This window comes from Xanthobacter dioxanivorans (genome assembly GCF_016807805.1).
In the GTDB taxonomy this organism is placed as follows: domain Bacteria; phylum Pseudomonadota; class Alphaproteobacteria; order Rhizobiales; family Xanthobacteraceae; genus Xanthobacter; species Xanthobacter dioxanivorans.
The window spans coordinates 26,637-51,160 of the sequence record NZ_CP063365.1 but is presented as its reverse complement, the minus strand read 5'-3'; the positions used below and the strand labels follow the sequence as shown (position 1 = coordinate 51,160).

Annotated in this window: 40 protein-coding genes and 1 pseudogene; 16 read left to right on the top strand and 25 right to left on the bottom strand. The window is 64.7% G+C overall.

Annotated features, from left to right (window positions below; all coding sequences use genetic code 11):
- Positions 1-61 precede the first annotated feature (61 nt).
- A complete protein-coding gene (locus EZH22_RS31315) occupies positions 62-430 on the top strand; it encodes a protelomerase family protein (RefSeq protein ID WP_203197125.1) in 369 nt (122 codons plus the stop codon).
- 405 nt (positions 431-835) lie between these two features.
- Here the strand turns inward: EZH22_RS31315 and EZH22_RS31310 are convergent, their stop codons facing one another.
- The 12 genes and pseudogenes from EZH22_RS31310 to EZH22_RS31260 all read right to left on the bottom strand — a co-directional run bounded on the left by EZH22_RS31310 (position 836) and on the right by EZH22_RS31260 (position 5,846).
- Positions 836-1,228 carry a hypothetical protein gene (locus EZH22_RS31310; RefSeq protein WP_203197124.1) on the bottom strand — a complete coding sequence of 131 codons (393 nt, stop codon included), beginning with the start codon at positions 1,226-1,228 and terminating at the stop codon, positions 836-838.
- A 10-nt stretch (positions 1,229-1,238) separates the two neighbouring features.
- Positions 1,239-1,652, bottom strand: a complete 414-nt coding sequence (locus tag EZH22_RS31305; RefSeq protein WP_203197123.1) for a hypothetical protein — start codon at positions 1,650-1,652, stop codon at positions 1,239-1,241.
- 1 nt (position 1,653) lies between these two features.
- Positions 1,654-2,097, bottom strand: coding sequence for a hypothetical protein (locus EZH22_RS31300; RefSeq protein ID WP_203197122.1), 444 nt, complete (start codon positions 2,095-2,097; stop codon positions 1,654-1,656).
- Positions 2,098-2,123: 26 nt separating this feature from the next.
- Positions 2,124-2,336 (bottom strand): hypothetical protein, encoded by a 213-nt coding sequence (locus tag EZH22_RS31295; protein WP_203197121.1) that lies wholly within the window; start codon positions 2,334-2,336, stop codon positions 2,124-2,126.
- A 10-nt stretch (positions 2,337-2,346) separates the two neighbouring features.
- On the bottom strand, positions 2,347-2,784 hold the full coding sequence (locus EZH22_RS32305; protein WP_229646563.1) for a hypothetical protein: 438 nt from the start codon (positions 2,782-2,784) through the stop codon (positions 2,347-2,349).
- A 111-nt stretch (positions 2,785-2,895) separates the two neighbouring features.
- Positions 2,896-3,084 (bottom strand): annotated as a pseudogene (locus EZH22_RS33120) (helix-turn-helix domain-containing protein); the annotation flags it as partial.
- 332 nt (positions 3,085-3,416) lie between these two features.
- The gene (locus tag EZH22_RS31285; protein ID WP_203197119.1) at positions 3,417-3,635 is read right to left on the bottom strand and encodes a hypothetical protein; all 219 of its coding nucleotides are present in this window, start codon (positions 3,633-3,635) and stop codon (positions 3,417-3,419) included.
- A gap of 10 nt (positions 3,636-3,645) precedes the next feature.
- A complete protein-coding gene (locus tag EZH22_RS31280; RefSeq protein WP_203197118.1) occupies positions 3,646-3,969 on the bottom strand; it encodes a hypothetical protein in 324 nt (107 codons plus the stop codon).
- Between the two features lie 13 nt (positions 3,970-3,982).
- The gene (locus tag EZH22_RS31275; RefSeq protein WP_203197117.1) at positions 3,983-4,417 is read right to left on the bottom strand and encodes a hypothetical protein; all 435 of its coding nucleotides are present in this window, start codon (positions 4,415-4,417) and stop codon (positions 3,983-3,985) included.
- A 122-nt stretch (positions 4,418-4,539) separates the two neighbouring features.
- Positions 4,540-4,968: a hypothetical protein gene (locus tag EZH22_RS31270; RefSeq protein ID WP_203197116.1), complete on the bottom strand. Its 429-nt coding sequence runs from the start codon at positions 4,966-4,968 to the stop codon at positions 4,540-4,542.
- A 12-nt stretch (positions 4,969-4,980) separates the two neighbouring features.
- Entirely contained in the window at positions 4,981-5,229 is a 249-nt protein-coding gene (locus tag EZH22_RS31265; RefSeq protein ID WP_203197115.1) for a hypothetical protein, read from the bottom strand.
- 14 nt (positions 5,230-5,243) lie between these two features.
- A complete protein-coding gene (locus tag EZH22_RS31260; RefSeq protein ID WP_229646564.1) occupies positions 5,244-5,846 on the bottom strand; it encodes a recombinase family protein in 603 nt (200 codons plus the stop codon).
- Between the two features lie 143 nt (positions 5,847-5,989).
- Here EZH22_RS31260 and EZH22_RS31255 point away from each other — a divergent pair, with 143 nt between their 5' ends.
- From EZH22_RS31255 to EZH22_RS31200, 12 genes are all read left to right on the top strand, one after another.
- Complete coding sequence (locus EZH22_RS31255) at positions 5,990-6,232, top strand: hypothetical protein (RefSeq protein WP_203197113.1); 243 nt, start codon at positions 5,990-5,992, stop codon at positions 6,230-6,232.
- Positions 6,220-6,420: a hypothetical protein gene (locus tag EZH22_RS31250; protein ID WP_203197112.1), complete on the top strand. Its 201-nt coding sequence runs from the start codon at positions 6,220-6,222 to the stop codon at positions 6,418-6,420. The genes EZH22_RS31255 and EZH22_RS31250 overlap by 13 nt, the downstream gene beginning before the upstream one ends.
- Positions 6,421-6,497: 77 nt before the next feature.
- On the top strand, positions 6,498-6,803 hold the full coding sequence (locus EZH22_RS31245) for a hypothetical protein (protein ID WP_203197111.1): 306 nt from the start codon (positions 6,498-6,500) through the stop codon (positions 6,801-6,803).
- Between the two features lie 12 nt (positions 6,804-6,815).
- Positions 6,816-7,112, top strand: a complete 297-nt coding sequence (locus tag EZH22_RS31240) for a hypothetical protein (RefSeq protein ID WP_203197110.1) — start codon at positions 6,816-6,818, stop codon at positions 7,110-7,112.
- Positions 7,113-7,123: 11 nt separating this feature from the next.
- Complete coding sequence (locus EZH22_RS31235; protein ID WP_203197109.1) at positions 7,124-7,378, top strand: hypothetical protein; 255 nt, start codon at positions 7,124-7,126, stop codon at positions 7,376-7,378.
- A gap of 11 nt (positions 7,379-7,389) precedes the next feature.
- On the top strand, positions 7,390-7,617 hold the full coding sequence (locus EZH22_RS31230) for a hypothetical protein (protein WP_203197108.1): 228 nt from the start codon (positions 7,390-7,392) through the stop codon (positions 7,615-7,617).
- 11 nt (positions 7,618-7,628) lie between these two features.
- Complete coding sequence (locus EZH22_RS31225) at positions 7,629-7,874, top strand: hypothetical protein (protein ID WP_203197107.1); 246 nt, start codon at positions 7,629-7,631, stop codon at positions 7,872-7,874.
- A gap of 9 nt (positions 7,875-7,883) precedes the next feature.
- Positions 7,884-8,096, top strand: coding sequence for a hypothetical protein (locus EZH22_RS31220; RefSeq protein ID WP_203197106.1), 213 nt, complete (start codon positions 7,884-7,886; stop codon positions 8,094-8,096).
- An 11-nt stretch (positions 8,097-8,107) separates the two neighbouring features.
- A complete protein-coding gene (locus EZH22_RS31215) occupies positions 8,108-8,362 on the top strand; it encodes a hypothetical protein (RefSeq protein WP_203197105.1) in 255 nt (84 codons plus the stop codon).
- Positions 8,363-8,372: 10 nt separating this feature from the next.
- Positions 8,373-8,615 (top strand): hypothetical protein, encoded by a 243-nt coding sequence (locus EZH22_RS31210; RefSeq protein WP_203197104.1) that lies wholly within the window; start codon positions 8,373-8,375, stop codon positions 8,613-8,615.
- Positions 8,616-8,632: 17 nt separating this feature from the next.
- Entirely contained in the window at positions 8,633-8,905 is a 273-nt protein-coding gene (locus tag EZH22_RS31205) for a hypothetical protein (RefSeq protein ID WP_203197103.1), read from the top strand.
- A gap of 23 nt (positions 8,906-8,928) precedes the next feature.
- A complete protein-coding gene (locus EZH22_RS31200) occupies positions 8,929-9,243 on the top strand; it encodes a hypothetical protein (protein ID WP_203197102.1) in 315 nt (104 codons plus the stop codon).
- A gap of 142 nt (positions 9,244-9,385) precedes the next feature.
- Here EZH22_RS31200 and EZH22_RS31195 read toward each other — a convergent pair whose 3' ends face one another.
- Complete coding sequence (locus EZH22_RS31195) at positions 9,386-11,236, bottom strand: 3'-5' exonuclease (RefSeq protein ID WP_203197101.1); 1,851 nt, start codon at positions 11,234-11,236, stop codon at positions 9,386-9,388.
- Between the two features lie 131 nt (positions 11,237-11,367).
- On the opposite strand from EZH22_RS31195, the gene EZH22_RS31190 reads away from it, so the two are divergent.
- Entirely contained in the window at positions 11,368-11,553 is a 186-nt protein-coding gene (locus EZH22_RS31190) for a hypothetical protein (protein ID WP_203197100.1), read from the top strand.
- A gap of 91 nt (positions 11,554-11,644) precedes the next feature.
- Positions 11,645-12,007: a DUF736 family protein gene (locus tag EZH22_RS31185; protein ID WP_203197099.1), complete on the top strand. Its 363-nt coding sequence runs from the start codon at positions 11,645-11,647 to the stop codon at positions 12,005-12,007.
- A 76-nt stretch (positions 12,008-12,083) separates the two neighbouring features.
- On the opposite strand, the gene EZH22_RS31180 is transcribed toward EZH22_RS31185, so the two are convergent.
- The 7 genes from EZH22_RS31180 to EZH22_RS31150 form a co-directional block, all read right to left on the bottom strand.
- On the bottom strand, positions 12,084-12,452 hold the full coding sequence (locus EZH22_RS31180) for a hypothetical protein (RefSeq protein WP_203197098.1): 369 nt from the start codon (positions 12,450-12,452) through the stop codon (positions 12,084-12,086).
- 323 nt (positions 12,453-12,775) lie between these two features.
- Positions 12,776-13,924, bottom strand: a complete 1,149-nt coding sequence (locus EZH22_RS31175; RefSeq protein ID WP_203197097.1) for a protelomerase family protein — start codon at positions 13,922-13,924, stop codon at positions 12,776-12,778.
- A gap of 165 nt (positions 13,925-14,089) precedes the next feature.
- The gene (locus tag EZH22_RS31170) at positions 14,090-14,596 is read right to left on the bottom strand and encodes a hypothetical protein (RefSeq protein ID WP_203197096.1); all 507 of its coding nucleotides are present in this window, start codon (positions 14,594-14,596) and stop codon (positions 14,090-14,092) included.
- A 29-nt stretch (positions 14,597-14,625) separates the two neighbouring features.
- On the bottom strand, positions 14,626-15,228 hold the full coding sequence (locus EZH22_RS31165; protein ID WP_203197095.1) for a hypothetical protein: 603 nt from the start codon (positions 15,226-15,228) through the stop codon (positions 14,626-14,628).
- A 10-nt stretch (positions 15,229-15,238) separates the two neighbouring features.
- Positions 15,239-15,892 (bottom strand): hypothetical protein, encoded by a 654-nt coding sequence (locus EZH22_RS31160; RefSeq protein ID WP_203197094.1) that lies wholly within the window; start codon positions 15,890-15,892, stop codon positions 15,239-15,241.
- A gap of 11 nt (positions 15,893-15,903) precedes the next feature.
- Entirely contained in the window at positions 15,904-16,413 is a 510-nt protein-coding gene (locus EZH22_RS31155; RefSeq protein WP_203197093.1) for a hypothetical protein, read from the bottom strand.
- Positions 16,414-16,416: 3 nt separating this feature from the next.
- Positions 16,417-17,883 carry a hypothetical protein gene (locus tag EZH22_RS31150; protein ID WP_203197092.1) on the bottom strand — a complete coding sequence of 489 codons (1,467 nt, stop codon included), beginning with the start codon at positions 17,881-17,883 and terminating at the stop codon, positions 16,417-16,419.
- Positions 17,884-18,062: 179 nt separating this feature from the next.
- Here EZH22_RS31150 and EZH22_RS31145 point away from each other — a divergent pair, with 179 nt between their 5' ends.
- Complete coding sequence (locus EZH22_RS31145) at positions 18,063-18,428, top strand: hypothetical protein (RefSeq protein ID WP_203197091.1); 366 nt, start codon at positions 18,063-18,065, stop codon at positions 18,426-18,428.
- 240 nt (positions 18,429-18,668) lie between these two features.
- Here EZH22_RS31145 and EZH22_RS31140 read toward each other — a convergent pair whose 3' ends face one another.
- The 5 genes from EZH22_RS31140 to EZH22_RS31120 all read right to left on the bottom strand — a co-directional run bounded on the left by EZH22_RS31140 (position 18,669) and on the right by EZH22_RS31120 (position 24,516).
- Positions 18,669-19,340 (bottom strand): tetratricopeptide repeat protein, encoded by a 672-nt coding sequence (locus EZH22_RS31140; RefSeq protein WP_203197090.1) that lies wholly within the window; start codon positions 19,338-19,340, stop codon positions 18,669-18,671.
- Positions 19,341-19,353: 13 nt separating this feature from the next.
- Positions 19,354-21,225, bottom strand: a complete 1,872-nt coding sequence (locus EZH22_RS31135; RefSeq protein ID WP_203197089.1) for a TadE/TadG family type IV pilus assembly protein — start codon at positions 21,223-21,225, stop codon at positions 19,354-19,356.
- 3 nt (positions 21,226-21,228) lie between these two features.
- Complete coding sequence (locus EZH22_RS31130; protein WP_231711642.1) at positions 21,229-22,089, bottom strand: type II secretion system F family protein; 861 nt, start codon at positions 22,087-22,089, stop codon at positions 21,229-21,231.
- A gap of 61 nt (positions 22,090-22,150) precedes the next feature.
- Entirely contained in the window at positions 22,151-23,128 is a 978-nt protein-coding gene (locus tag EZH22_RS31125) for a type II secretion system F family protein (RefSeq protein WP_203197087.1), read from the bottom strand.
- Positions 23,125-24,516 carry a CpaF family protein gene (locus EZH22_RS31120; protein ID WP_408647768.1) on the bottom strand — a complete coding sequence of 464 codons (1,392 nt, stop codon included), beginning with the start codon at positions 24,514-24,516 and terminating at the stop codon, positions 23,125-23,127. The genes EZH22_RS31125 and EZH22_RS31120 overlap by 4 nt, the downstream gene beginning before the upstream one ends.
- Between the last annotated feature and the right edge of the window lie 8 nt (positions 24,517-24,524).

Below are 24,524 nucleotides of genomic sequence, written 5' to 3'. Positions count from 1 at the left end.
AATTCGGCCGGGCGCTTCGTATGTCGCTGCGCGAGGGCGTCACTGAGGCATTCGACGACCTGTGGCGGAGACTGAACCTCTTGACCCCTACTCATTCCGCAGCCTCTACGTCACGGTAGCCTATCAGCAGTTCTGCTCGCGCCAAGTCTCTATGCCGAGCTACATCTGCGCGATCCTGGGACACTCCAATGAAGGCGGAAAGGGGCTTGAGACCGCCCACGCCTACATGGACTACTTCCTCATGGAGGAGGATGAGGAACCCAGCGCCGCCGGAGTTCGGCCTACCCGCCGGCGCCTGGATCAGGCCCGAGAGCGCATTCGCGAGCGGCTGGAAGCCATCGGCAAACTGCCGGCAGGAGATGCTGACAGCGACGAGCTCGAGGACCTGCAGGCCGATTTGGCAGCCGCCTTAGGGGACAGCTCCCCATAAGAGGCCGCCAGCGGGCCCTGGCGGCCGCGACCGCCTTCGCTCCTATCATCTGGACACCTGCCGCCCGGTCTGCGCCGGACATCAGGGCGTGCAGGATGGCGGATCAGCCTAGTGAACTAGCCAGAATCGATAGCCCAGCGGTCATAGCGGCGATGCCGCTCCAGAGCGCACCCCGCCTATTCAACTTTCCGCTGCTCTCCAGGGCCGAAACTACCCCCACGATCCAGCCGTTCGACGCTTGGTTCGGATCGACCGGCTCCGACAGGCCACTTGGTAGATCTCCGACCGCCCAGCTCGGGCCGACCGACACTGCCGATGCTCGGAACCAATAGAAGGCCGCCAAGAAAGCAGACAAGGCACTCGCGAACCCGAAGACAGGTGACAGGGCTGACACCATCCCCCTCCTCAGTTGGAAGCCTTCGGCCTGATGAAACCGGCCTTATCCATCGCCTGGCGCAGCGCCTGCAGGCCCAAGAAAGGATCTGCAGCCGCCTCCAGTGCCAGCGGATCTCCACGGCCCGCCAGGCGTAGCAGGAGGGTGCCGCACCGGTCCGCCATTCCCTCGGCGAGTTCCGTCGACGCATTCGTCCCGGTCTGATAGCTCCGGAAGGCATGCACGGCGCCTTTCAGGACCTGCACCACCTCCTTTCCAGCGACTGCCCGAGCTTCGAGCTCGTTGCCCAGCGCCACCAGCTCCGACCCGGCGCCGGTGGCGGCCGCCATGGCCACGCCCCGGAGCAGGAGATCCAGCTCCTCCCGCGACACCGACAGGTACAGGCGCTCCTCAACCTCGCTCATGACCCACTCCTCAGTTGGAAGCCTCGCTTGCCGCGCGGTCCGTGTCAGACGCCAGCGCGTGCAGGATAGAGGATTGGTCCGCTGGCGCGACGCCGCTGGCGGCCAGCACCTCCCGCAGGCGAACCTCCAGCCCATCCATCCGAGGATCACCCCAGGCTCCCGGCGCTCCATGTTCGGGCGAGGCGGCATCGAGCCGGCGGATAGTTATCACGAACTGCTCGTCCCCGCCTCCAAAGGACACCTCCCCCGCACTACCTGGCGCCGGCAGGTCGCCATCAAAAACGAAGGAGACGGCGGTCTTGAAGAACTCGCTTTGCGCATCCCGCGTTTCCAGCGCGACCGTGGGATCGGCACCGAACCGCGCCAGGACAATGCGTCCCCCGATCGCCGTATGAGCCAGCCTCATCTTCTGCAACCCACTCATCTCAATCTCCTCCGTTGGAAATAGGCGCTGCCGCCCTTGCGGCGGCTCGACGAGCAGCTGTGGCGGTCGGAAAGCCCCCGACAATGCCCGAGCGGCTCCCTGCAGTTCCGGTCCTGTAGGCCCACCAGCCAGCCTTCTCCGGATCTTCCAGGACGAGATCATCGGCGGCGCCTTGCTCCGTTGTCCGATGATGCTCGGCTCGGCCAGCTTCGGTGATCTGCCAGGCCTTGTAGGTCGCGTAACTAGTCGAAGCTTCCGCGACGTGCCCCCGCGCCTCGAGCCGCCGGCAGGCGGAGAGCACCTGGCTCGTCGTCAGCTCGCGCCCCCAACCGTAGTCGCGCCACGGCGCCGCAAGGGTGTTTCGCAGCACATAGGTCACAAGCCTGCTGTCTTTGGTCAGCACATCGATCACATCGCGGTCGAGCCGCCTCACGTCGATCGCCATGGCCGCTCCTCAGTTGGAACCCCAGCCTAAGACGGCAATTCCGGAAACAAATGGCGCCGCACCGAAGCGGTGACGCGCGCCAGCTCCTGGTCCGATCCTACCATCTCCTCCAGTATCCTCTTCATGTCGGCGCAGTCGTTGGCCTCCTGCCGCAGTGGTGGGAGGCTTTCGATCGACGCTATGGCGTAGGCCAGTGCCTTAATCAGGATCTGCCGGTCTCGGCCCGTGATGTCAGCCACTTTGCGCTCCTCAGTTGGAAGCCTCAGCGGCGGCCCTCTCGGTGTCGGACGCCAAGGCATGAAGGATGGAGGACTGGTCCGCCGGCGCCACGCCGCTGGCTACCAGCACCGCACGGAGCCGGACCTCGAGCCCATCCATCCCGGGATCGTCCCAAGAGCCGGCCGGCCCGCCACATTCTGGCTGATCCACCCCCGGCGCGGGAATGGCCTGGTGGTGGATTTCCCGCCGCATCTGGACGGATACCAGCTTGAGCATGGCGCGCCGCTCTTTGGGATCGTCGGTGGACGCCACGATCTGGCCGAAGTGCTGGGCCGCCAAATGCCCGAGCGTCCATGGCAGGACCGTCACGCTGGCGGACTCGGCGGCCTCGAAGGCCATAGCCACCAGCTCGGCGAAGAGCAGCGCATCCAGGCTCTGCTCCTTGAGAAGGTCCAAGCCGCTCGCCATGATCCTCTCCCCAAGACCCCCGGCAGCTTCCCCTTGGTCTGAAATGGGAGAGTTTTGAGTAGCTCCATTTAGCGCGCGCCTCGCGCATTCGAGCGGAGAAGGCTTCGAATAACGCGTGGGCCAAAGAGCCTCCGGCTGAAGCCCCAGGAATTCAGCTATCGCTCGCTCTCCGGCAAGATGACGGCGAACCAGCGCGCTGCGACATGCTGACGGATCTATGCCGGCGGCAGTTGCGATTGCCGTCAGGTTGCTTCCGCGCCTTTGAACTTCCGCCCTTATCGAGTTCTTATTCCAGGCCACCTTTGTCGCTCCTGTAGCTCCTCACTTTGAATGCATCTGCCGGACATCGAGCCGCGCCGGCGGCCGAGTGTCGGGCCTCACGGACAGTTCAATCTGCGGCCCCGGAGGCTCGCAGGCCTTGATGCCATCGTATTCGCTCACACCGAGCGCCCAGAGGCATTCACCGGCGCATCGCAAGGCAAGCTGCCGTTGTGCCGGCCCTATGGCAGTAACGGAGACAGCGTGCCAACCCGCGAAGGAGCTGAGAAGTGCTCGCCGCTGCCTGGCCTCGCATGATGCATCCATGTGGTCCCGCACCTCAATTGGAACCCGCGCCGGCGGGCCCCAGACATTCAACGACAGCTCTCGCAGGTCGCCGGCCGGCCGTCGTCCCCGATCAGCTCGCCTACCCACCACCACCATTCGCAGTCCGAGCAGCGCTCCAGGCCCGCATCAAGCATGAGGTCTTCCACCTGGTCCTCATCCACAGCGAGGCGCTCGGCGATCTCGCCGATGCCGGCGCAGGTCCCCTCAAACTCCTGCGCGGCATCCTTCATCTCCGCCGGCCACATGCTCGCCTCCTCAGTTGGGGTACGTAGGCTGGAGGTCGCCGTTCACGACAGCTCGGACGAGGCTCTCGAAGTCAGCCATGTGCATTAGGCCACAGCCCCCCTTCGCGACCGCGATGCCGTCGTAGAAGGCTCGCAAGGTGACGATCGCCGAGCGGCCTGTCGGCTTCCCTTCTACGATCTCCATAGACAAAACATGCCCGAGCGGAGGCCGGTCCTCGTCGTCGCTCGGCGCGACAAAGCAGGGCTCGTCTGGCGCCATCGGCATGAAGAATAAGCCGTCCTCGTTCCGGGGCACCAGCCGCTCGAACGCTTCCAGCATGTCCTGCGTAATCACCGCCTTTCCCTCCTCAGTTGGAAGCGCCGGCCTGCGCAGCAGACACCGCGCGCCGGCCCTCGTCGGTGTTAAGCCAATCGTCGGCAGCCCCCGACGTTTCAAAGCCGGCGCTCACGAGCAGACCGGCCCGTCGAGCGCGGGCGAAGTCCGCGTCAAGCCCTTGGCGACGAACCGCGGCGAGGGTGACATAACGTGGGTCGCACTTGCTCACGACCCGCGCCAATGACAGCAAGGCCTTTGAATCCACCACCGGCTCATCAGGGATCTCGCCTCGCGCTGCGGCCTCAGCCGCCTTAGCGGCGCCGGTGAAGCTGCTGAAGACGCGCACGCGTCCTCCTGGCGAGCGAACGATACCATGCTCCTCGGTACGAGCCGCAAACGGCCGGGTGGTGGGCGCATGCTTGTAACCGTCGGCCGACCAGCCAGTAGCAGAGTAGATGACGCTCACGTCGCCCTTCCGCCACGCTGCATGGCGATCATCGCTCCCAGCGTCCTCGGACCAGCCAACCGTCTCTTCCGCTGATGGCATGTTGGGGATCGTCAAATTCCACTCCTCAGTTGGAAGCCGCATCAATCGAAGCCAGCATCTCTACCCTCCTTCACTGCCCACGCCCCAATTTTCATAAGCGTTTCCACTTGGGACTTGATAGATGATTGAAACGTTTTGAGGAGCGCCATGCGTTCATGCGAACTGTCGGACAGAGGAACCAACTCTCTTAAGATGTATGCAGCCAACCGGCCCGATTGGGCATCCGACACTTTACCATTCTGTAATTCCGGACACGTGGCCCTTATCTCACCGGCACATTCAAATATCATACTAATGATAGCGTATAATACGACAATATCTCTGTATTCCACTTCAATCGATTTTCCACCCCGCGTGAATGGGTGCGGGAGCGCCATGAGTTCTTCCATTGTTTTTGTTCGATTTCGCCGTGGTTTGGCGCCATCACCTTCCTCACGCCGGGGAGCGCTTTCCTTGTTGTTTGAAGGCACCTCTTCCCCTCCTCAATTGGAAGCAGCCAGCAGCTCTCTGCCGGCTAGGGTCGGCTCGAACATCCGGCGGGTGGCGTCGAAGTCCGCCGGCTGCATCAAGCCCTGGGTCATGCCAGAGGGGATGACCAGGCGGTGCGCAGCGCCCACTAGGACAAGTGCCGTGGCAGCATCATGCGGTCCACGGACGAAGCCTTCATGATGCTCGTTCTCTACAATCCAGCGCAACGCCTGCACGGCGGTCTTTGCGACGACCTCCGACATTATGCACTCCTCATTTAGCTATCGCTGATCTCTTTGGCCTGTAGTGCAGCCAATTCAGCTCGGAGATCATCCCCGTTATTGTAAAGAGTGGACTTACTGACGCCCACCAGCGGCGCAATCTTGGTAAAGGTCAAACCCTTGCGCATGTGATCGACCACCAGCGCTCGTTTCTCCGGCGGTAGCGTCGAGCGGCGGCCCGGCATTCTGCCTCTCTCCTTTGCCGCTGCAATGCCAGCCTTGGTGCGTTCGGCAATCATTTCGCGCTCGAGTTGGGCGAATACTCCGATCAGATGATACATCGCCTTACCGATGGCGTTGGACGTATCGATCTGCTCGGTCAGTGAAATCAGCTCCGCACCCTTCGTTCGTACCAAGTCTGCGGTCTGGATCAGTTCGGACAAGTTCCGGCCAAGACGGTCGATTTTCCAAACGACCAGCTTTGCGCCGGGCCTTAGTGCCTTGAATGCCGCCGTGAGGCCAGGGCGGCGCTTCATGGTTGCGCCGCTCAAAGCTTCATCGGTAAAAATTCGGTCCCTTTCAACGCCGAACCTCGTCAACGCGTCAATTTGCAGATCTAGACGCTGATCGTCCGTGGACACCCTGGCATAGCCATACATGGCGGGCTTTTGCTGTCTCATATCTCCAACTTAACACGAGAAAATGGGGCCCGAAACATTTTATGGAATTATTTTTTGGAACGCCGATTGACGGCTAGATTGTTTTTTGGAATGATTTGTTGGACAACACAAGGACGTGACCGGTGACTGATAACGCAGTTTCGATCCTCAATGCCCTTGGTCACGGGACGTGGACGGAAAGTTATTCCGGGGGGATGATAAGCAACCCTGATCCGGTGTTCGGCGGAATTGTCGATAGTGCAATTGCGACCGCCGAGTGGTTCGTCATCTTCAACGCTCCGTCGCTCAAGGCGCTGGAAGGATTTCCCACGCGCGAGCGAGCGGCAGAAGCTTTCGTGATTGGAGTCAGAGTATGCGACGTGTAAATCTCAACATTGGCGACCGCATCACATTCAAGGCTGCGACACGCGACAGCTACAAGAAGATCACCCGCGTCGTCACCGGGTTTTGGTCCAATGGCTGCCCCACTGTACGCGCCCACGGCTGGTCTGATTTTGTCGTGCGCTGGAATGAAATCTCGGCGGTTCTGCCGACTGAGAAAGGCCGTCCCTGAAAATCGAACACCGGGCGGCCGTTCGACGCGCACCGCCTTGGCCGCAGATAGCCACTTCCAACTGAAAGACGCAGACCATGGCCATCTACACCAGCAAAGAAGACATGCACTTCGCCGAGTGCTGCCCCATCACGATCTACCGCGATGGCAGGCCGATACTTGCCGTTGTCGGCGAGGGTCAGCCGGCCGAAAAGGCAACTGAAGTGGACCGCGCTTTGGCTGAGGAGGTGCGCCGAGCTCTGGCCAACGCGCCGAAAATGCTGGAGCTGCTGCGCGTCATTAGAGGCCTGCCTGACGCGATGGTCGCCCTGGCACGCGCCGGGCATGGGGAAGCGTTCATGGCCGTCATGGGCGATGCCCCCGGCTGCGCCAATTCCAACTGAGGGACGAAAGCCATGACCATCAACAACGATCTTCCCGAGGCCTGCTACGCATTCGAGGAAAGCACGCAGCAGGTGATCGGCATTCTTCGCGGCGAAACGGGCTATCGCGTGGCCAGCAATGTCCCTCCGCACGTGGCCGGGAATGAGCTCGCGGCGCGGTCGTGGATCGACAACCGGAACAACAGCATGGGCGTTACGCCCGCCCAGCGCGAGGCGATGGTCTCAGGCTCGATGTTCGGTTGGCACCTGCCCATCGCCGACCCGGCCAAGCACATTAACGCGAAGCCCTACACCGCTCCTTCCCACTGAGGGACCAGCCGATGATTTTCCAGGTCCACTACGAGGTGCTTCGCTCGGTCGATTGCCACCCATGCGGCCCGCGCATTCGCACCTTCGATGCCAGCAACCACGTGGAGGCCTCCGACCTCGCCAGGCGTGCCTATGGCGAGGATCGCGTAGACGCTATCAGGATCGACGGGGTGAGCAGCCGCGATCACGCCGGCCAGGAGCTCTGGCACTTCCTCCGCCCCGGCTTCGCCTGGGGTGGCCGGCGCGCCGGCGCCATTTCCAACTGAGAGACGAGACCATGAGCAGGATCACGGCGCCAACGCGGGCGCAGGGCGACCTTCTGCGGCACATCCGGCGCAATGGCTGCATCGGTATGGACGCAGAGAGTGACGTGGGCTGCCAGGGGGCTGCGCTTGACCGTGTGTTCGACGCTATCCACCGCAGGGGCTGGATCGAGGGCGAATGGGGAGGGTCAATCGACCTGACGGCCAGCGGCCTCTCTGCCCTCAAGGCCATTTCCAACTGAGGAACGATCAAATGGCGAACCCTCGTCTGAACGTCACAGAACAACGGGAGCTGCGCCACCTCTCCGCGATCCGTGCCGCTGGAGGCACCCTTCCTGTTGTCACGGGCGCGGCGGGCGGAGGAATTGACGGCCGCAGCGCCAAGGCACTGGCAGGCAAGGAGATGGTCCGGCTGAGTCCGAACAGCGGGAAGCTCCTGTGCATCCTGACCGACCAGGGCGCGGCACGTCTCGCTGCCCTATTGCACAAATCCAGCTGAGGGACGCCCATGTCCGACTTCACCGCGGCCGCCGCGGCACTCCTGAAAGAGCCCCGCTACATCACCCGCGAAGAGGCGGAAGCCGCCGCCGCTGTGCTCCGCGCCTGCAACGGGCACGATCTCGACACCTGGTCGAACGGCGAGTTTGACGAAGAAGCACTCGGCGGCATGGGCGCCGACTTTCTCACCGCCGTGCGAAATCCGCGCCGCGTTTCCAACTGAGGACCAACACGATGGACCCGAACTATCTCGGCTGGTGGTACGCGACAGGCCCCGACAAGCCGTTTGCTCCCAGCGACCCTGCCTTCAACATCCACCACGTGGTGGCGGATGACAGCGCCACCACCGGGTGCGTCACGATCCGAAACGCCTGCGGCCAGACCTTCGCCCTGTCCCGAGATCTGATCGCGAAGATTGGTTCGCCTGCCGGCATGATCTGGGATCGCAGCCAGCGAGCCTATGTGCCGCTGGCCGGCGCGTCCTGCTGAGGGGTCGATCATGCCCGAGATGATCGACTGGAATCTGACCAACGCCGGCTCTTTCTGGTTGTTCGAGCCCCGTACCGATGAAGCTGCCGATTGGGCCGCCGAGCACTTCAATGAGGAGGCCAGCCTCGATCAATTCGGCAACTACCTGGTCGAGCCACGGTACGCCATGGACCTTGCGCACACCCTCTGTGAGGAAGCCGGGTTCACCATCACCATCGAGGGGCGGGAAGTCGCGTCGCTCATGCCCAACTGAGGCGAGAGACCTCAACCATGAACAAGCAGCGCCGAAAAGCTATCGAACACTTTCGCAAGCGGTTGGATGAGCTCAAGCTGGCAGCCGAGGAATTGCGCAGCGACATCGAAGCGCTGCGCGACGAGGAGCAGGAATACTACGACAACATGCCTCAGAGCTTCCAGGATGGAGAGAAAGGGCAAGCGGCTGAGGCCGCAGTTTCCTCCTTCGACGAGGCCATGTCCGCCCTGGACGAGATCGAAAGCCAGGTCGGCGAGGCAGATGGCCATCTTGAACAGGCCGCGGCCTGAGCGCGCCAAGGGAAGGACCAACCATGAAGATGCCTGCTCCCTACTGGACCATGACCTACTCGGCATCCCGGCGGGCGCACCATCACCGCTGTCGCGGCTGCAACCGCATTATTCAGGATGGCGAACCCATCCTCATGGCCCGGATTGTGAGCAGCAAGACCACTTGCCTCCACGAGGCATGCGCGGATCGTGCGAGCTTTGGGGGCTACACCGAGCGCCAATATCTTGAAGCGCATGGCATGGCCTATCTCGCAGCCTGCGGCTGGAAGGAGGCAGTACATTTCATGGCGACCGCCCCCATCTGCAAACCTGGCGACAAGATCGCCGCCTCCAACTGACGGACGAGAAGGATAGCCTGCACCTTCAGGCCGCCCCCAGAAGCGCGAAAGGCCGCCCCTGGCGGCCTTTCTCATATCAGAGGCCCCGCAAGAGGCCTGACCGGCCGAAGCCCGCCCGTGCCTCGCGCAAGGGCGTTCAGCTTCACATCGACATGGCCTCGGCGGTCGCCAGCTTCGCACGGCTATCGCGGCCGGTGAGTGCGGCCATCGCGACCGCCAGCCCCTGGATGCGGCCTGCGTTCACGGCCTCGGCCGGGATAAAGGCGCGCACCGCTGTGCATCCCGCCTCGATGTGCGGGCCGGACGTGAGCCACACCTGTGCGGCGGGATGGGAGCCGGCCAATTTCCCGACCGGCGCGGCAAGGCCCCGGGCGCCCCCGGTCCGGACATCCTCGACAATCTCCTCGACCAGCACGCCAAACTTGCCGTCCTGCTCGACGATGAAGCACGAGCGATCGCAGAGCACTTGCCGAAGCGGCTCCATCACCGCTTCGGGCGGCTGCGGCCCGTCATCGTCGTAATCACCTTGCATGTCGCCGAGGAAGCGGCAGTCCTCCTCCTGTCTCACCTCCACGCGCGCGGCAGTGGACACACGAATGACCTTCTCCGCGGCCACCGATGGCGCCGCGGCCGCCTCCCTGAGCACCGCCTGCAGGGTCTTGTTGATGTTCAGCTCCTTTCGGGCCCGCGTGGCGCCGACATACAGCAGATTCAGCTCCTCTCGGTACTCATCGACCTTGCCGGCGCTGCGCGCTTTCGCGAACTCCTCCCAATCGAAGCACTCACCGAGCTCGACGGTGTCCCACTCGAGCCCCTTCGAGCGATGCAAGGTGGTGAGGACGAGCTCTGCCTCCTCGGCCGTTCCCGACCGCAGCTTCAGCTCCGCCAGCCGCTGGGGAAGGACCACATCCTCGTTTTGAACGAGTTTGATGATCGCCTTGAGCTCCGGATCGTTGATCTGCTCGGCATATGCCACCACCCGGTCGAAGCTCTTGAGCTTCCGGATCTCGGAATCGCGGATTTCGCCACCGGTGTGCGCATAGAGCCGATGGACATCGAGGATGCGTTCCAGCCGATAGTTCTCGAGGCCGCCCTTGCCCACAAAGTGGAGCGTCTTTCCCGGCGAGTTGATCGCCTTCTGGATGACGCCAGCGTTGGTGCGCGCGAGGAACGTATAGGCGCCGCCCGGCGATGCCCCGTGCTGCACGGTAGACGACGCCCCACAGCCCTCGAGGAGCTTTTGCTCGCCCAACTGCCGCAGGACGGCGTTTGCCGCTGCAGCGACCTCCGGACCGAAGCGGTAGCTCTTCGTCAGATAGTGGCGCGCGCCATCGAACTGCTCCAGGGCATTGACCGCGCCCCGGAAGCTGTAGATGGATTGAAAAGGATCTCCGACAACGACCAGCGGCTTCTGCTGCCGCATGAGAATGCCGAGAGTGACCGGGTTTACGTCCTGGGCCTCGTCGAATATCAGCCCGTCGAACGGCACCGGCCGCCGCTCCAGGGCGAAGATTTTCAGATACCCGTCATGGGGCATCAGAATGTCTCTGTTCCGGGGATTGCTCATCCCGGCCCAGACCTCTTGCGCCAGCGGCAACGCTTCGGAGGCGCCCGCGACAGCCTCGAGGCTGTCCTCGTCCGAGTTGAAGAACCGCTTCAGCAGTTCCAGTGCTTTGCCTGCCTCCTGGAAGCTGACGCCGAAGGCCTCGGATATATCGACGGCCTTGGGATCGCCGACTTTCCCTCGGTAGCGGTACCCGACAGCCCTGTATGCGAGACCATGGCCGGTCAAGGGCGTGACGTTCTCCGGAAAGCGCTCCAGGGCGTCCTCTCGGTTGGCCTTGTTGAAGACGAGGTAGCCATACGTCATGTGCTCCCTTGCCCTGGTGTAGCCGACCATCGTTGTCGTCTTTCCGGTGCCGGCCCTGGCTTCCACCACCAGGCGCTCGTCCTGCGAGTTGATGATGGCACTCTGCTCCTCAGACCAACGCATGGCGAAATCTCCGGTCAAGTCCGCTCAGCATAGCTTATCATGATTGATCGAGGCTTGTCGCACGCCCATATTCGGCTGTGACGGCGCTCGGCGGACGGCCTGTTCACCGCGCTCTTTTGAGGGGTCCAACGATGAAATCCAGCGCGACGCCTTCTCTCCAAGCGGCGGACCGGTTCGACCAACGTGCTGCAAACGCGCGATCTTCCTATGCCCAGGCGGCATGGAGCATCACGGCTGACGTGTTTCGCGAGGTGGCGGCCGAGCAGCAGCGCGCCGAGCCGCCAGAGCCGGGGACGCCTGATCCGGCCGCCGAATAGTGCCCCTTGCCACTGCCAAAGCGACGATTAGTATTGGCTTGGGCCGGCTTATCGCCGCTCATCATCGTTCATCGCAGGAATAGGAGCACACATGGCGGAACAGAAGGCCAATACCATCGAATTTGACGACAAGCGCGAGCACGCCTCCGGCTGGATTGCCACCCACTGGTGCGACTTCCCATTCGAGGCCCACATTGACCCCGACGCGCGCAATTCCAATCGTCCGCTCTACCGGGTCTTCGGACGGTCGCCCAAGGGTACGCCGATCGAGATCGGCGCGATCTGGGAACGCAAGAACCGGGAGAATGGCAACACCTACCTCTCCCTCCAGATCCGTGATACGGGCGTTGAGGGACGCGAGTACAACGGCAACATCGGCCGTCTGCCCGGCTCCCACACCTCGAACGACGATCTGCTCCTGGCGATCATCGAGAGCCGCCCCTTCGCGGCCTGATCCGCAGGGCCGTGCCAGAACAACAAAAGGGCCGCCCAGGGGCGGCCCTTTTCGTTTCAGCGATGCTCCAAGGGCGTCAGCTCGTGGCCCACATCAGCACCCAGCTGACCAGGTAGGCGCAGACCAGCCCCACCAGCAGGACCGTCATCGGAGACACGGGACGGGTGCCCACGGCCCACCGCATCGCCTCCACCACCACCAGCACGAGGGCGGTCGCAAGCCACGTCGCCACAGACACCACCGCGGCAGCGTCGAACCGAAGACCGGAATGGCTGGCGACGGACACGAGGTGATCGACGAGAGTCAGAAGCGGGACCTCGAGCAGCCAAAGGCTGAGGACGGCGACGACCGCAACGAGAAACTTGGTGAGCTCCTGCGCGGCCCAGCCCGTGACCAGGGCCGGCCGCATCCCTGGGAAGTCGAACGTCTGATTGCGATCGCTCATGAGGAGAACGCCTCCCTTCGGTCGGAACCGCCCGGAGGCCAGCCCCGCGCGGCTTCACCGCTTCTTATCGTTGAGCCCACTGCCATCCTATCACCGTAGCGCCTTCCGGCACTTCTGTCCGCTCCACCCGCCGGCAGCGGAACCGGCCGACCATTCGAGCGCCCGGCCGCGCGGGACGGAACTCGAGGATTTCATAGGCCGTGCGACCGCGAGCCGCCATCAGGTACACCCCGATCGTGGGCAAAGGTCCATCCCAGGCGTTCACGGTCAGGGTCACATCCTGGCCCACCGCTCACCCCTCTGCAGCCATTCAGATCTCAACTTCATCCGAGGCCAGGCCCTCCGCCATAGTCCAGATGAGAAGCGGCAATGCCAGGCTCCTCCTCTTCCAACGCGGGGGCCTCCGTGACGGCCAGAAGCTCTTTGCTCCAGGCCGAGGAGACCGCCGGATCGTCGCCCTCGCCATGCACGTCGCCAATCTCGAGGAGACCGACCTCCTCGAGGCGATCGAAGATCCTCTTGCGGAGCACGTCCCGCCGGGTGGTCGCGGTGTCGAGGGCCATATCCCCGTCGCCCGGGTGCTCTGGCACGGCGAATTTCATGTAGGCGAAAGAGGTCTCCAGATCCTTGGCGGTGTGGCCCAGGACGGCGGCGAAGAAGCTGTTCTTGGTGAAGCGCCCCTTCGCAAAGTGCTCGAAGGCGAGCTCTGCATAGAGGGCTCGAAAGGTGTGAGCCGTCGTGCCCGCACCTTCGGGCATGAGATCGGCGAAATGCGTGGGCATCTGCTGCCGCAGCAGCCCGCGATCGGAGAAGGCCCGTTTGAAATCCTCCGCCGTCATGTCCGCCCACCGGATGCGGCGCACGTCGCCGGCGGCGACCGTGAGGTCGCTGGCCGCCGTCTCCGCCTGGCGCAGGCGGGCGAATGCCTCGACGATCTCGCCGGCGGGCGCAAGCGTCGGGATCATGAAGGCCTGGCCCGCGCGGGAGCCTTCGGCGCCGCGTGTCTTGGCCTGGCCGGCGAACATGACTGCCCAGCGGGAGAATGCCCGGCCGGGGCCCTGGTTGAGCTGGACACGCTGGACATCCCCGACCGAGAACACCTCCAACGGCCTGCGGCCAGTGAGGACGATCAGCCCGATCCCCACGTCGAGCGGGTCGGGCGACTGCAGGAGGTCGCGGGCGCGCTCGACGATCTCGCGCCAGCGCGGCACCGGCATCAACTCGGCCAGTGTCGCGACCCGCGCGACCTGGGCGCCCTGCACCTCGCGCACCCACTCGTCCGGCGCGACGGCGACCGGCAGATAGATGCTGTCCTCCCCAAGGGCGGCCTTGATCTCGGTCCGGTAGCGCGACACGTAGTTCACGCGGGTCGAGACCGCCTTGTCGGCCAGGCCCTCGAGCGCGAGCTTCCACAGTGCCCCTGCCTCTTCAAGGCTGGGTCCTGCCCGCAGCTGGTCCACGAAGGCGGCCATCTGGGCCTGCAGCTTCGGCGGCCGGCCGGCCTGGTTTAGCGAAGCCCTGGCGACACGATCGGCCGCCGTGACGACGGGCGCGGCCGTGGCCGTCTCGGAAGTGCGCGGCAACCGTATCATCGTTTCGATCCTCCCAGCCGGATGAAAGCCGCGACCGCGGCGGGGCTACGGCGCCGGCGACGCAGCGGCATAAAGGGCGAGCTCTAGGCGCCCTGCCTCGAGTGCCTTCTCATGAAGCGCACTCCCGAGCTCGGCAAAGCGCGCCACATGGGCCGCGGCCTGCTCGTCGGCCGAGGGGCCGGTGAACCCTCCCGCCCCCTCGAGCGCAACGACAGCAATTCCAGCTGCCCCGGCCTGCAGGGCCCATCCCTCCCGCTCGGCGAGATCCGCAAGCATCTGGGGCCAGCCGGGCACAACCTCGACGACGGCCCGGACAGCATCGCTGGGCTCCGGATTGTCGAAGGCAAGAATCTCGTCGTCCTGCTCGTCGTCCACACTGATGGGAAGCTCGGTGCCAACCAGGGCCGCGGCACCCCCGTCTGGCAGCTCGAACATTGCAGGCTCGAGGAGGCCCTGTGCGACGAGCACGGCATCCTCGGCAGAGGGCGCATCAACCTCGATCTTGGCGATCATGTCGGTCAAGGCCCCGAACCGGACCGTAAATTTGGCCATCTCGGCTCTCTCTCCCTGTTGCTCTCTGCTCAGGGGCCCCCCGGCCCGGCGGCCATAGGCGCCAGGTCGGGTGAGGGCGAATTCTTCTCGAGCAATGTGGCAATGGCAGCCTGGGGATCGAGGACGGGTCCGGACGTGTGCCAGACAACCTCCGCCAGCACGGAAGGGACAAACATCCAATCGTAGGGAATGAGGTTCAACTCCGGGAGGGCGTTTGCTCCGCCAATGCCGTCGTAGACATGCAGGATCGCCGGCGCGAGCCCAATAGCGAACTGCCTCATGTGGGCCGTGCCGACTTCCTCCCACACCTCCATCATCCGATCCTCCCAATTGGGAGGCTCCTCGGGGGACTTGTCCTTGGACTCGAGCATCGCTTCCCACAGACACACGGCGGCCTCCATGAGGAGTTCCTGGCCGTGCTTCGTCTCGAAGCCAACGCCGAAACCCTCCTCATGCAGACGCTGCAGTTCCTGCGCCGCGAAGGTATCCAGGACGGAATAGGACCCCTTTCCGTCCGGCAACCCGAAGTCGATCGCCTGCTGCCGTGCCGCCGAGGACACGGGCGTGAACGTCCACGTGTGGCCGCGGTTCTGGCTCCGGGCCACGGTGAAGTCCCTGGTCGCTGCCGTCATCGTCTGCTCCTCAAAGGGCCGGCGCCGTCATGGGCGCCAAGGCAGGCGCTGGCGAATGAAGGTCGCGCATCGCCGCGATGACGCCCTGGATGTTCATTGAGGGCCCATAACTCTCCCACTCGACATGGGCGAGCACCGCGGGGATGAATTCCCAATCATAGGGGACGAGGTTGAGCTCCTCGAGCGTGTCAGATCCCCCGAGACCGTCGTAGACGTGCAGGAACTCGGGGGCGAGGTCGGCGGCGTAGCGCCTCATCTGCACCGTGCCGACCTGTTCCCAATGTTGGTCCAGCTGCGCTTGCCATTCGGCCCCCTCCGCAGGGTCAGCTTTCCTCGCCTCCCGTTCCACGGGGCTTACACGTCTCGCCTCGAGCATCGCCTCCCAAATGCAAAGCGCAGCCTCCAAGATGGAATCTTGGCCGTGGTCCGTCACGAAGCGGACGCCGAACTCCTCGTCATGCAGACGCTGCAGTTCCTGCGGCGCGAAGGTATCCAGGACGGAATAGGACCCCTTTCCGTCCGGCACCCCGAAGTCGGTCGCCTCCACGGCCCACTGCCGTGCAGCCGACGTTACCGGCGTGAAGGTCCACGAGTTGCCGCCAACCTGGCTCCGGGAGACGGTGAATTCCGACTTCGCACTCTGGATCGATGAGATCGCTGCCATCGGTCTTCACCTCAAAGGGCCGGCGCCGCGGCGGCCGGAGCGGTTTCGGGGCTGTAATAATCGGCGAGATAGGCCGCGACCTCGCTGCGCACCGCGCCGAGCTCTTCGCCCACCGCGTCCAGGCCTCCGTTGAGGCCTTCAAGGAGCTGCTTCATCCCGCCATCGGTCGAGACGGTGCTGGCATAGGTGACTTCTTCGTTGAGCTCGCGGGAATCGAGCTCGATCCACGCCGCAGCCGCTTCGGTCTGCTGGACAACGGCCGCCTGGACCGTCTCGAAGAACCTGCCGAGCTCGGCTCCCAGGCTCGCCAGAAACTCCCGCACCTCGTCGGCGTTGGCCGGCACGGCCTCGATATGCGTTTCGAGGGCTGGCGCCTGCATGAAGCTCAGGCGCTCTACCAGCTCGCCCAGGGCCTCGCATAATGCGCCGGGATGGATCTTTCCGGGATAGGTCCCGTCCGTCACCGCCGGCAGGGTTCCATCCACCTCATCTGGAAGATCTGATTCAGGACGTGCCGACATGGCTCAGGCCCCCATGGAGCTGGACGGCGAGGCCGGCGCCTGGCGCCGTTCCGCCGCAAACTGCGGGTCGCGGCCCGCCACCGCCGCGATCGCGATCGCGGCCACGGCCTCGTCCGACAAGCCCTGCGGCTTGCCGAAAGGGGTGTAGTGCCGGACCCGGGGGTTTTCCGGCATGATCGTCTTGACCTGCGGCTCCGGCCGCGTCGCGAAGCCGCGCTCCTGCGAGGTAATGCCGGTGGCGATGCCGACGACGCCGGTGAACCACTTCTGGTCATCGAGCAGGCCCATATCGGCCTTGCCGTCCTGCAGGCGTGCCTTGACGCTCGGAAAGACACCAAAGGTGGAGCCGGGCATGACAACAGCTCGCAGCTCGCCGTTTCGCATCTGGTGCGCCAGGGCGGCCGCCTGCTCGAGATCGGCAGGCAGGATCTCGTCCCGGTACTGGAAGCGTCCCACGGCCTCCTCAACGCTGCGTCCGGACAGTGCTCCCACCAGGATCGCGGCGGCCATGCCGGACTGTCGCGTATGCTGCTGCCCGTACACGAAGGCCTGCATCATGCGCCGGGCGGCCATGCCCATGTCGATGTTGCTCAGATCGGCGCGGCCAGTGTCGTCGAGGGTGAAGAGCGCTCGAGCCGCAGCCCCAACGGGATCAACCAGCTCACCCCCCTGCGCGGACCGGTAGACGAGGTGAGGCAGGGCGTAGAGATTTTGCTGGCCGGCGTTGTCCTCGGTCGCGATCATGATCTTGCGCGAGGCGAGCTTGTTCTCGAGATCGATCGGATTGAACATCTGCTCGATCTCCGGGCCGAAGTCCGGGTTGAGCGCGACAGCCTTGTCCGGATGGATGATCGACGCCCGGAAAAGGCCGCTGTTCATCAGGTTCACGACCTGGATGATGCCGGCACGGGCTTCCTCGTAGGCGACCGGCGCCGCAACCTGGGACGGCCATTTCGCGAACAGCGTCCGCTTGCCCTCGATCTCATAGACGGAGTCGAAGCCGACGACAGCGCCGGGCTTGTATCGGTCCAGCATGGGGCGGTTGTTGAAGCTGTTGTGGAGGCGAACCTCCCGCTCCTCGAACGATTCATTGCTGGTAGGCGCCACAGGCAGGATCTCCGCTGCACGCAGGGAGCTCATCAGCGTCACGTAACGCTGCTGGCCAGTGGAGATGTCCACGCCCTTGACGGTGTTCGCGACCTCAGTCCCGGTGAGCGTGTCCTTGCTGGTCAGGACCTCCTCTACCCTGATCGCAATGTTCGGGACTTGCCGGACGTTGAGGTCGGGCACATTCCGGGTGGGCTGGGAGGCCTTCTTCGCCGTCTGCGGGCGGGTTCCGGCGCCATCCGCCGGCCGCGCCTGCGCCTCCGGCCCGCGCGGCGCAGCTGCCGCCGGCGAGCGCGGGCGGCCATCGGTCTTCCGACGTGCATCGGGGGTGTCGGGACGCGGGTTGCCCGGGCGCGTATTCATTGTACTTCCTCTCGATCATGGTGAATGGCGCGGCGCGAGCTTATCACGCTTCATCGTCGTTTATAATCGCTTATTGACGCAAAGCCCGAACGGTGCATGTCTCTGAGGCGCGCCGGCCGGATGGCGCAAAAGGCCGAGTGGGCGCATATTGCGGGCCATCAAGCTGGCGGGAGGCGAGGATGACGGTCGAGGATCTTGACGAAGAAGACGCGCAGCTCGTGCGCATGGTGAATACGCTCCGCGCCCAGCTACAGGGCCAGCGCATCGATCCGCGCATCGTGGCCGCCCTGGACCTCTTCGGAAGCGAGGACGGCTCCTATGAGCGTGGAGGCGCCACCTATAGCGTGGACAACGGCGGGTTCGACGTGTCGGTGTCATGGGGCGCGGACCCGAACCGCGCGGACCGCACCCTCTATTTGATGGGCGACACGCTCCTGTTCGTCGCCAAGGGCGACGGCGAGGAGGTGGAGGAGCGCCTTTCGATCCATGATGCCGTCGCCAACACCTTCCAGCTGGTTGAACTCTCCGAAAGCCTCAATTCCTGACGGGACGAGCACCGGTCATCAACGAAAAGGGGCCGCTCGATGCGGCCCTTTTTGCGTTCCAGCGGGCCTGATCCGCGGCCCACTCGCACTGAGGTACCGAACTGGCCCAATAAGCCGACACGAACTGGCTCTTTGCGGCGCTGCAGCTCTCGCTAAACACTGATGCGTTGGCTCTATCCCTGAAATGAGCCAACCGGCCGGGCGGCGAATTTCGGTTCGTCGCCCGCGGTCGTTTTTGGATCAGGCGCTGCGGCCCTTCGCCGGCGCGCGCATCTTCTTCAGCATCGAAACGTTGCTGGCGGCTTGGTCCGGCGGCAGATCTTCGCGATAGACCGCCTCGGCCTCCGCATCCTTGCCCTGCAGGGAGAGGACCATCGCGAGCGTCTGGCGCACCCGAGCATCCGCCGCGGGGCTGCCAGCGGCAGAACGCGCCATCTGCTCCGCCTCCTGCTTGCTTCCGCCCATGGCGAGGCTGAGAGCGAGGTTCGCTTCGATGCCGGGATCTCCGGGACGCAGGTTGAGGGCCCGCCGGAAATAGGCCTGCGCCGTCGCCTGGTCGCCCTTCTGCGCGGCCACGACGCCCTGCGCCACCAGGATCGAGGGGTCGGGATTGTCGGGCGTGTGCGCCCGAGCGAGCACCTCCTCGGCATCGCCCAGCGCGCCCGTTCCGATCAGACTCTTGCCGTAGGCCGCCCGGAGGGCCTGGTTTCCGGGATCACGCGCCACGGCGACGCGAAGCACGGCCGCGGCCTGCTCTCGCTGTCCCACCGCCTCAAGCTGCTTCGCTCGCGCGATGATCCCCGCGGGAGATTCTGGCGAGGCCTGAGCCGTGACCTCCTCTCCGGGCACCGAGGAGCATCCCGCCAGCGCGAGCGACGCTGCGCCCATCGCAATGACCATGAAGCGCTTCATCTGCATTCCTCCCTCACCACGACGCGTTGCTGGGGAAGGAGCGACCGCCACCCCACAGGATGCGAACGGCGCCGCCCTGGCCCTTGCCAATTCCGAGATAGACGACGCCCTGCAGGACCGGCGCATTGTTGCCGCCGGCGCCCACGACGACGGTCAGCACCTGGCCCGGCGTCACCGTGATGTTGTTCGCCCAGCTGAGCTCACCACCACCGCCACTCTGCTGCGGCGCGCCGAACGTGACCGTTCCGCCGCCACCGCCCCAGGACCCGCCGTTGGCGCTATTCGCCTGATAAGTGGACCACGCGCCATTCCCGCCGCCGGAACCCCCGTTCAGTCCGCCGGCCGCACCGTCCGGTCCCTGCCCATAGAGACCCACGCCGCCGCCGCCCTGACCTTGACAGCCGGCCACCTTGGTCACACCCGGATTGCAGGTGCTGGTCAGCTCGGCATCGCCGCCGCCGCCGGCACCGCCAGTCCCCACCTTGGGCGCGTAGGCGGTCTGATTTTTCGCCCGCGAGGTGCCGCCTTTGCCGCCATTTCCGGAATACCCGCCGGCCCCGCCTCCGCCGGCGGCGACGTATTGGACAAACAGCGAGGGAGCGACATAGCCAGCGCCTCCGCAACCACCCCCCTGTTTGGAGCCGCCACACCCGCCGTTGACCTTGGTGCCGCCGTTCGCGGTCAAGGTGAAACTGCCTCCCGTCACGGAGCTCTGGCCGCCGTTGTACTGGAACGACACGCTGTTGTAGGTCCAGGCGCCGCCGGCGCCTCCGCCGATAGCGACGGCCGAAATCGAGGTGATGCCGGGCGGCACCGTCCACTGATACGTGCCCGGCACCGTCCAGATCGCGTCGCCGGGATTCTGGACGCAATTGTTGGTCTGGTTCCGAACGCTGCCCGTGTCGGCCCAGCTGTTCCACTGATAGGCGCCCGTGGAGGCCGGGCAGTAGGCGCTGCGCTGCTGCTCCGCCTGCCACAGCGCCTGTCCCGTCTGCCCTGCAGGGCAGGAGGCCGAGCGATCAACCCATTGCTTTTGAGCCGCGGGCGCGACGCACGGCGCCGGCGGCGGCGCACAGGTGTTGCTCGCATTCCGCGTGGTCCCGGTCGCCGCCCAGGCGTTCCAAACCGGGGTGGCGCTGGGGCTGGGGCAATAGGCGGTGCGCTTCTGCTCCGCCTCCCAGGTGTTCGAGCCCGTGTAGCCCGCCGGGCACGCCGCCGACGAGCTCACCCATTGGGTCTGCGCCGCCGGCACGACGCAGGGCGTGTAGCAGGTGTTGACCACGTTCTGCTGCTTGCCGGTATCGGTCCAGGAGCCCCACACCGGAACAGCGGTTTCCGAGGCGCAGGTGGCGGCCCGGGTCTGCTCCTTCTGGAAGGTGATCGTGCCGACTTGGCCGCCGGGGCAGGTGCCCGAACCAGACACCCACTGCGTCTGCGCCGCCGGGGGCGTGCAGAGCGCCCGCGCGGTCGCCGCGGCGCCCACGTCCATGGTGTACCCAGCCACGGAATACAAGGCACCGAACAAGCTTTGGTACGCGGTCTGGGCCGTGAGCTTGACGACGCCATCAGCTCCCCGGGAGAGGTTGAGGGTGATGCTGGCCTGGGCCGACGAAAAGCCCAGCGACTTCATGTAGGCGTCCATCTGGCCGTAGACGAAGTTCTTGACCTCGGCGTCCGACTTGCCGCGCACCGCCTCGCGAACGGCGATTTCAGTCGCCTGCTGCAGCTTCTGATACAGGCCTGACGCGCGCGCATAATCGACGGCAAGTCCGCCGACCCCGATGAGGCCCGCGATAATCAGCCCGACCAGGACGAGGACATTGCCGCGGTCCGACCCGAGAACCTGGCGAAGACGCGACATAAATGCTTGACGCTTCTGTTTCATCGCTCAGTTCCACTTCATGAAATCGATGAGGGCGGGGATCACCGAAAGGATGATGAGAGGGGGGAGGAAGAAGACCATCACGGGCACGGTCATGTAGGTCGCCATCGATGCGCCCTTCTTCTCGGCGGCCGCCATCCGCGCCGCGCGCCCATCGGCGGCGAGGGCTCGAAACGTCGAGCCGAGGGATGTGCCCTTCTCCTCCGCCTGGATCACAGCCATGCAGGTACTGCGGACTTCAGAGACCCCCGTCCGCGTTCCGAGGTTTTCGTAGGCCTGCCGCCGCTCCGGCAGGAAAGTCAGCTCCGCAAGAGTGATGGTCAGCTCTTCGGCGAGCGGTTGGGACCGGCCGCCGATATCCATGACCACGCGCCGAAAGGCGAACTCGACGGTCTTGCCCGCCTCAACCAGGATCAGCATCAGGTCGAGCGCATCGGGCCACGCACCCTTGATGGACGCGGCCCGGGCCTGCGCGGCCCGGTCAAGCACCGTTTCCGGAACCTTCAACCCGACGTAGCCTGCGAAGAACACGATCCCAAGTGGGCCCGGCATCGGAAGGTCGGGGACATGCAGCACGAAGGCGTAGAAGGCCGCGATCACGGCAAGCGAAACAGCTGTGCTGAAGCGCGCCATGAGGAACATGGTCTCCGCTCGGGTTCCCCGTTTGCCCGCCCGCTGCAGCTTCTCGCGCATCGTGTCGAGCTCGAGCCATTTGCGCAGGTTCAGCGTGCCAACCACGATATCGGCCAGCCGCTCGCGCCAGGTCAGTCCCTCGGCGGCCTCTCCAGCCGCCGAGGCCGCGCCTGCGCGCTCCACATAGGTCTTGATCCGCCGGCTCTTTGCCGATGGCGTCACGAGGCTCGCCAAGCCCCACACCGACAGGCCAGCAAGCACACTCACGAGAACCGCTAGTACAGCAGGCTGCATGCTACACCTTCACATCCTGCATCTTCTTCATGACGAAGAAGCCGATCACCAGCCAGCCGAGGTTCGCCACAAGCGCAATCTGACCCGTGGTGGTCGTCCAGAGCAGCGCAGTCTTGTGAGCGTCGGTCGCGTAGTTCATGGCCACGCCGGCGAGCGGCAGCGCAGCCAGCAATGCCGCGCCGGAGCGCGCCTCGGCGCTCATGGCGCCGATCTTGTCGTGGAGCTTGATGCGTTCCCGCATGGTGTTCGACAGGCCGCTGAGCGCTTCGGCGATGCCACCGCCTTCGCTGGCCTGGATGGACAGCGCCAGGGCGAGAAAGCGGGTCTCTTCGACCGGGATGCGCTGGCTGAGCCGTTCCATCGCCTCTGCGAGCGTCTGTCCCAGCATCTGCGCATCCGCCACCTGCCGAAACTCGGACCGCACCGGCTCCTGCGCGTCCCGACAGATCTGACGCACGCATTCGTTGACATGCAGCCCGGCGCGGGTGCCGCGCACGATCGAATCGATCGCGTTGGGCAACTCCTTCACGAACTGCCGGATGCGCTTTGCGCGCATGTGCTGGACGTATTTTCTCGGCCCGATGATGCCGGCGGCGGGGCCGGCCGCCAGGGCCAGGAAAGGGTTGCCCAAGGCGATCATCACGGCGATGAAAACGGCCACGCCGACGCCAATCGAGATCAGCACGAACTTCTTCGTTGTCCAGGTGAGCCCGGCCTGGTGGAGCAGCGTCTTGAGCGGCAAGCGCCGACGATCACGTTCCTGCCGCGCCACTTCCTCCAGTCGGGTGGCGAGGAGTGCCCGCCGCAGCCGTTCCGCCTCGGCCCCAGACCCGCGGATCGACACGGGCGCCTGGTCTTTGACATTGCGCATTCGGCGACCTGCCGCAGCTCCGCCGAAGAACGTCCCGTAGAACAGCGCAAGAACGGCGAGTGCGACGGTTGCGGCCACCAGCAGGGCCAGCAGTAGCCCGTTGGTCATAGACGATCTCCCGAGGCCAGATCGAGAGCCCTGAGCAGGTTGTCCTGCTCCCCGTATTGCGCGGCGCGATCCATGAAGCGCGGGCGCAACACGCCCATTCCCTTGAGCACGTTGGCCTTGAAGTCGTACTTGAAGATATCCTGGGTAACGATGCTGTCGGTTTCCATGCCTCCGATCTCGGTGATGTGGGTGATGACCCGCTTGCCGGTGGTCGAAAGCTGCTGCGTCTGAATAACCAGATCGAGAGAGTCACAGATATCTTTGCGGATGATGTGGCTGGGCAAGGACTGATAGCCCGGACCCGTGCGGATCAACGCCTCGAGGCGGGCAAGGCCACCACGGGGGTCGTTGGCATGGATGGTGCCCATCGACCCCATGTGACCGGTGTTCATGGCCTGGATCAGATCGATCGCGGCGGCGTCGCGCACTTCGCCGACGATGATCCGGTGCGGCTTCATGCGAAGGGCGTTGCGCACCAGATCCTGCATGGCGACAGCACCCGCCCCCTCGCTGCCGGCCGGCCGAGTTTCCAGCCGAACAACGTGCGGCTGCTGCAGCTGCAGTTCCGCGGTGTCTTCGCAGGTGATGACACGCTCATTCTGGTCGATAGACCCGGTGAGGCAGTTGAGAAGGGTCGTCTTGCCGGAGCCGGTGCCGCCCGAGATGATGAGATTGATCCGGACCCGCCCGATAATCCTCAGAACTTCGGCTGCCTCCTCGGTCAGGGCGCCGAACTTGACGAGATCACTGAGGACCAGCTTGTCCTTCTTGAACTTGCGAATGGTCAGGTGGGTGCCGTCCACCGCCAGGGGCGGGACGATGATGTTGATGCGCGAACCATCGAGTAGGCGCGCGTCGCACATGGGGTTCTGCGTATCGACCGTGCGCCCGACAGCTTGCGCCATCTTCCGGCAGATGCGCACCAACGCATCTTCGCTGCGGAAAGTCAGGTCCGTCTTGACCATGCGACCGCCGCGCTCGATGTAGATCGCGTTGGCGGTGTTGACCATGATTTCGCTGATATCGTCTTGCGCCAGAAGCTCCTCGAGCGGCCCGAAGCCCACGACTTCTGCGGTGATCGAGTCGATCAGCCTCTCGCGATCCGTCCTCGGCAGATTGGCCGGGTCATTGGCGGCGATCTGCTGCAGGGCCTCGCGAACACGCCCGGATGCAACGTCCGGAGTGGCCCCGGCGGCGATCACATCGGAATTCTGGGTCAACTTCGAGTGCCACCGGGTCCACACGGTGTCGAACCGGGCGCGATCTTCGGCGCTGACGACCGCACGTGGCTCCGAGGCCGCTCGGAGGGCGTCTTGCGCCGGCGCGGCCGGAACCTCTTCCTGGACTTTCGGCACGGCCTGAGCTGGCGCCTTCCTCGATCCGAACAAACTCAAAG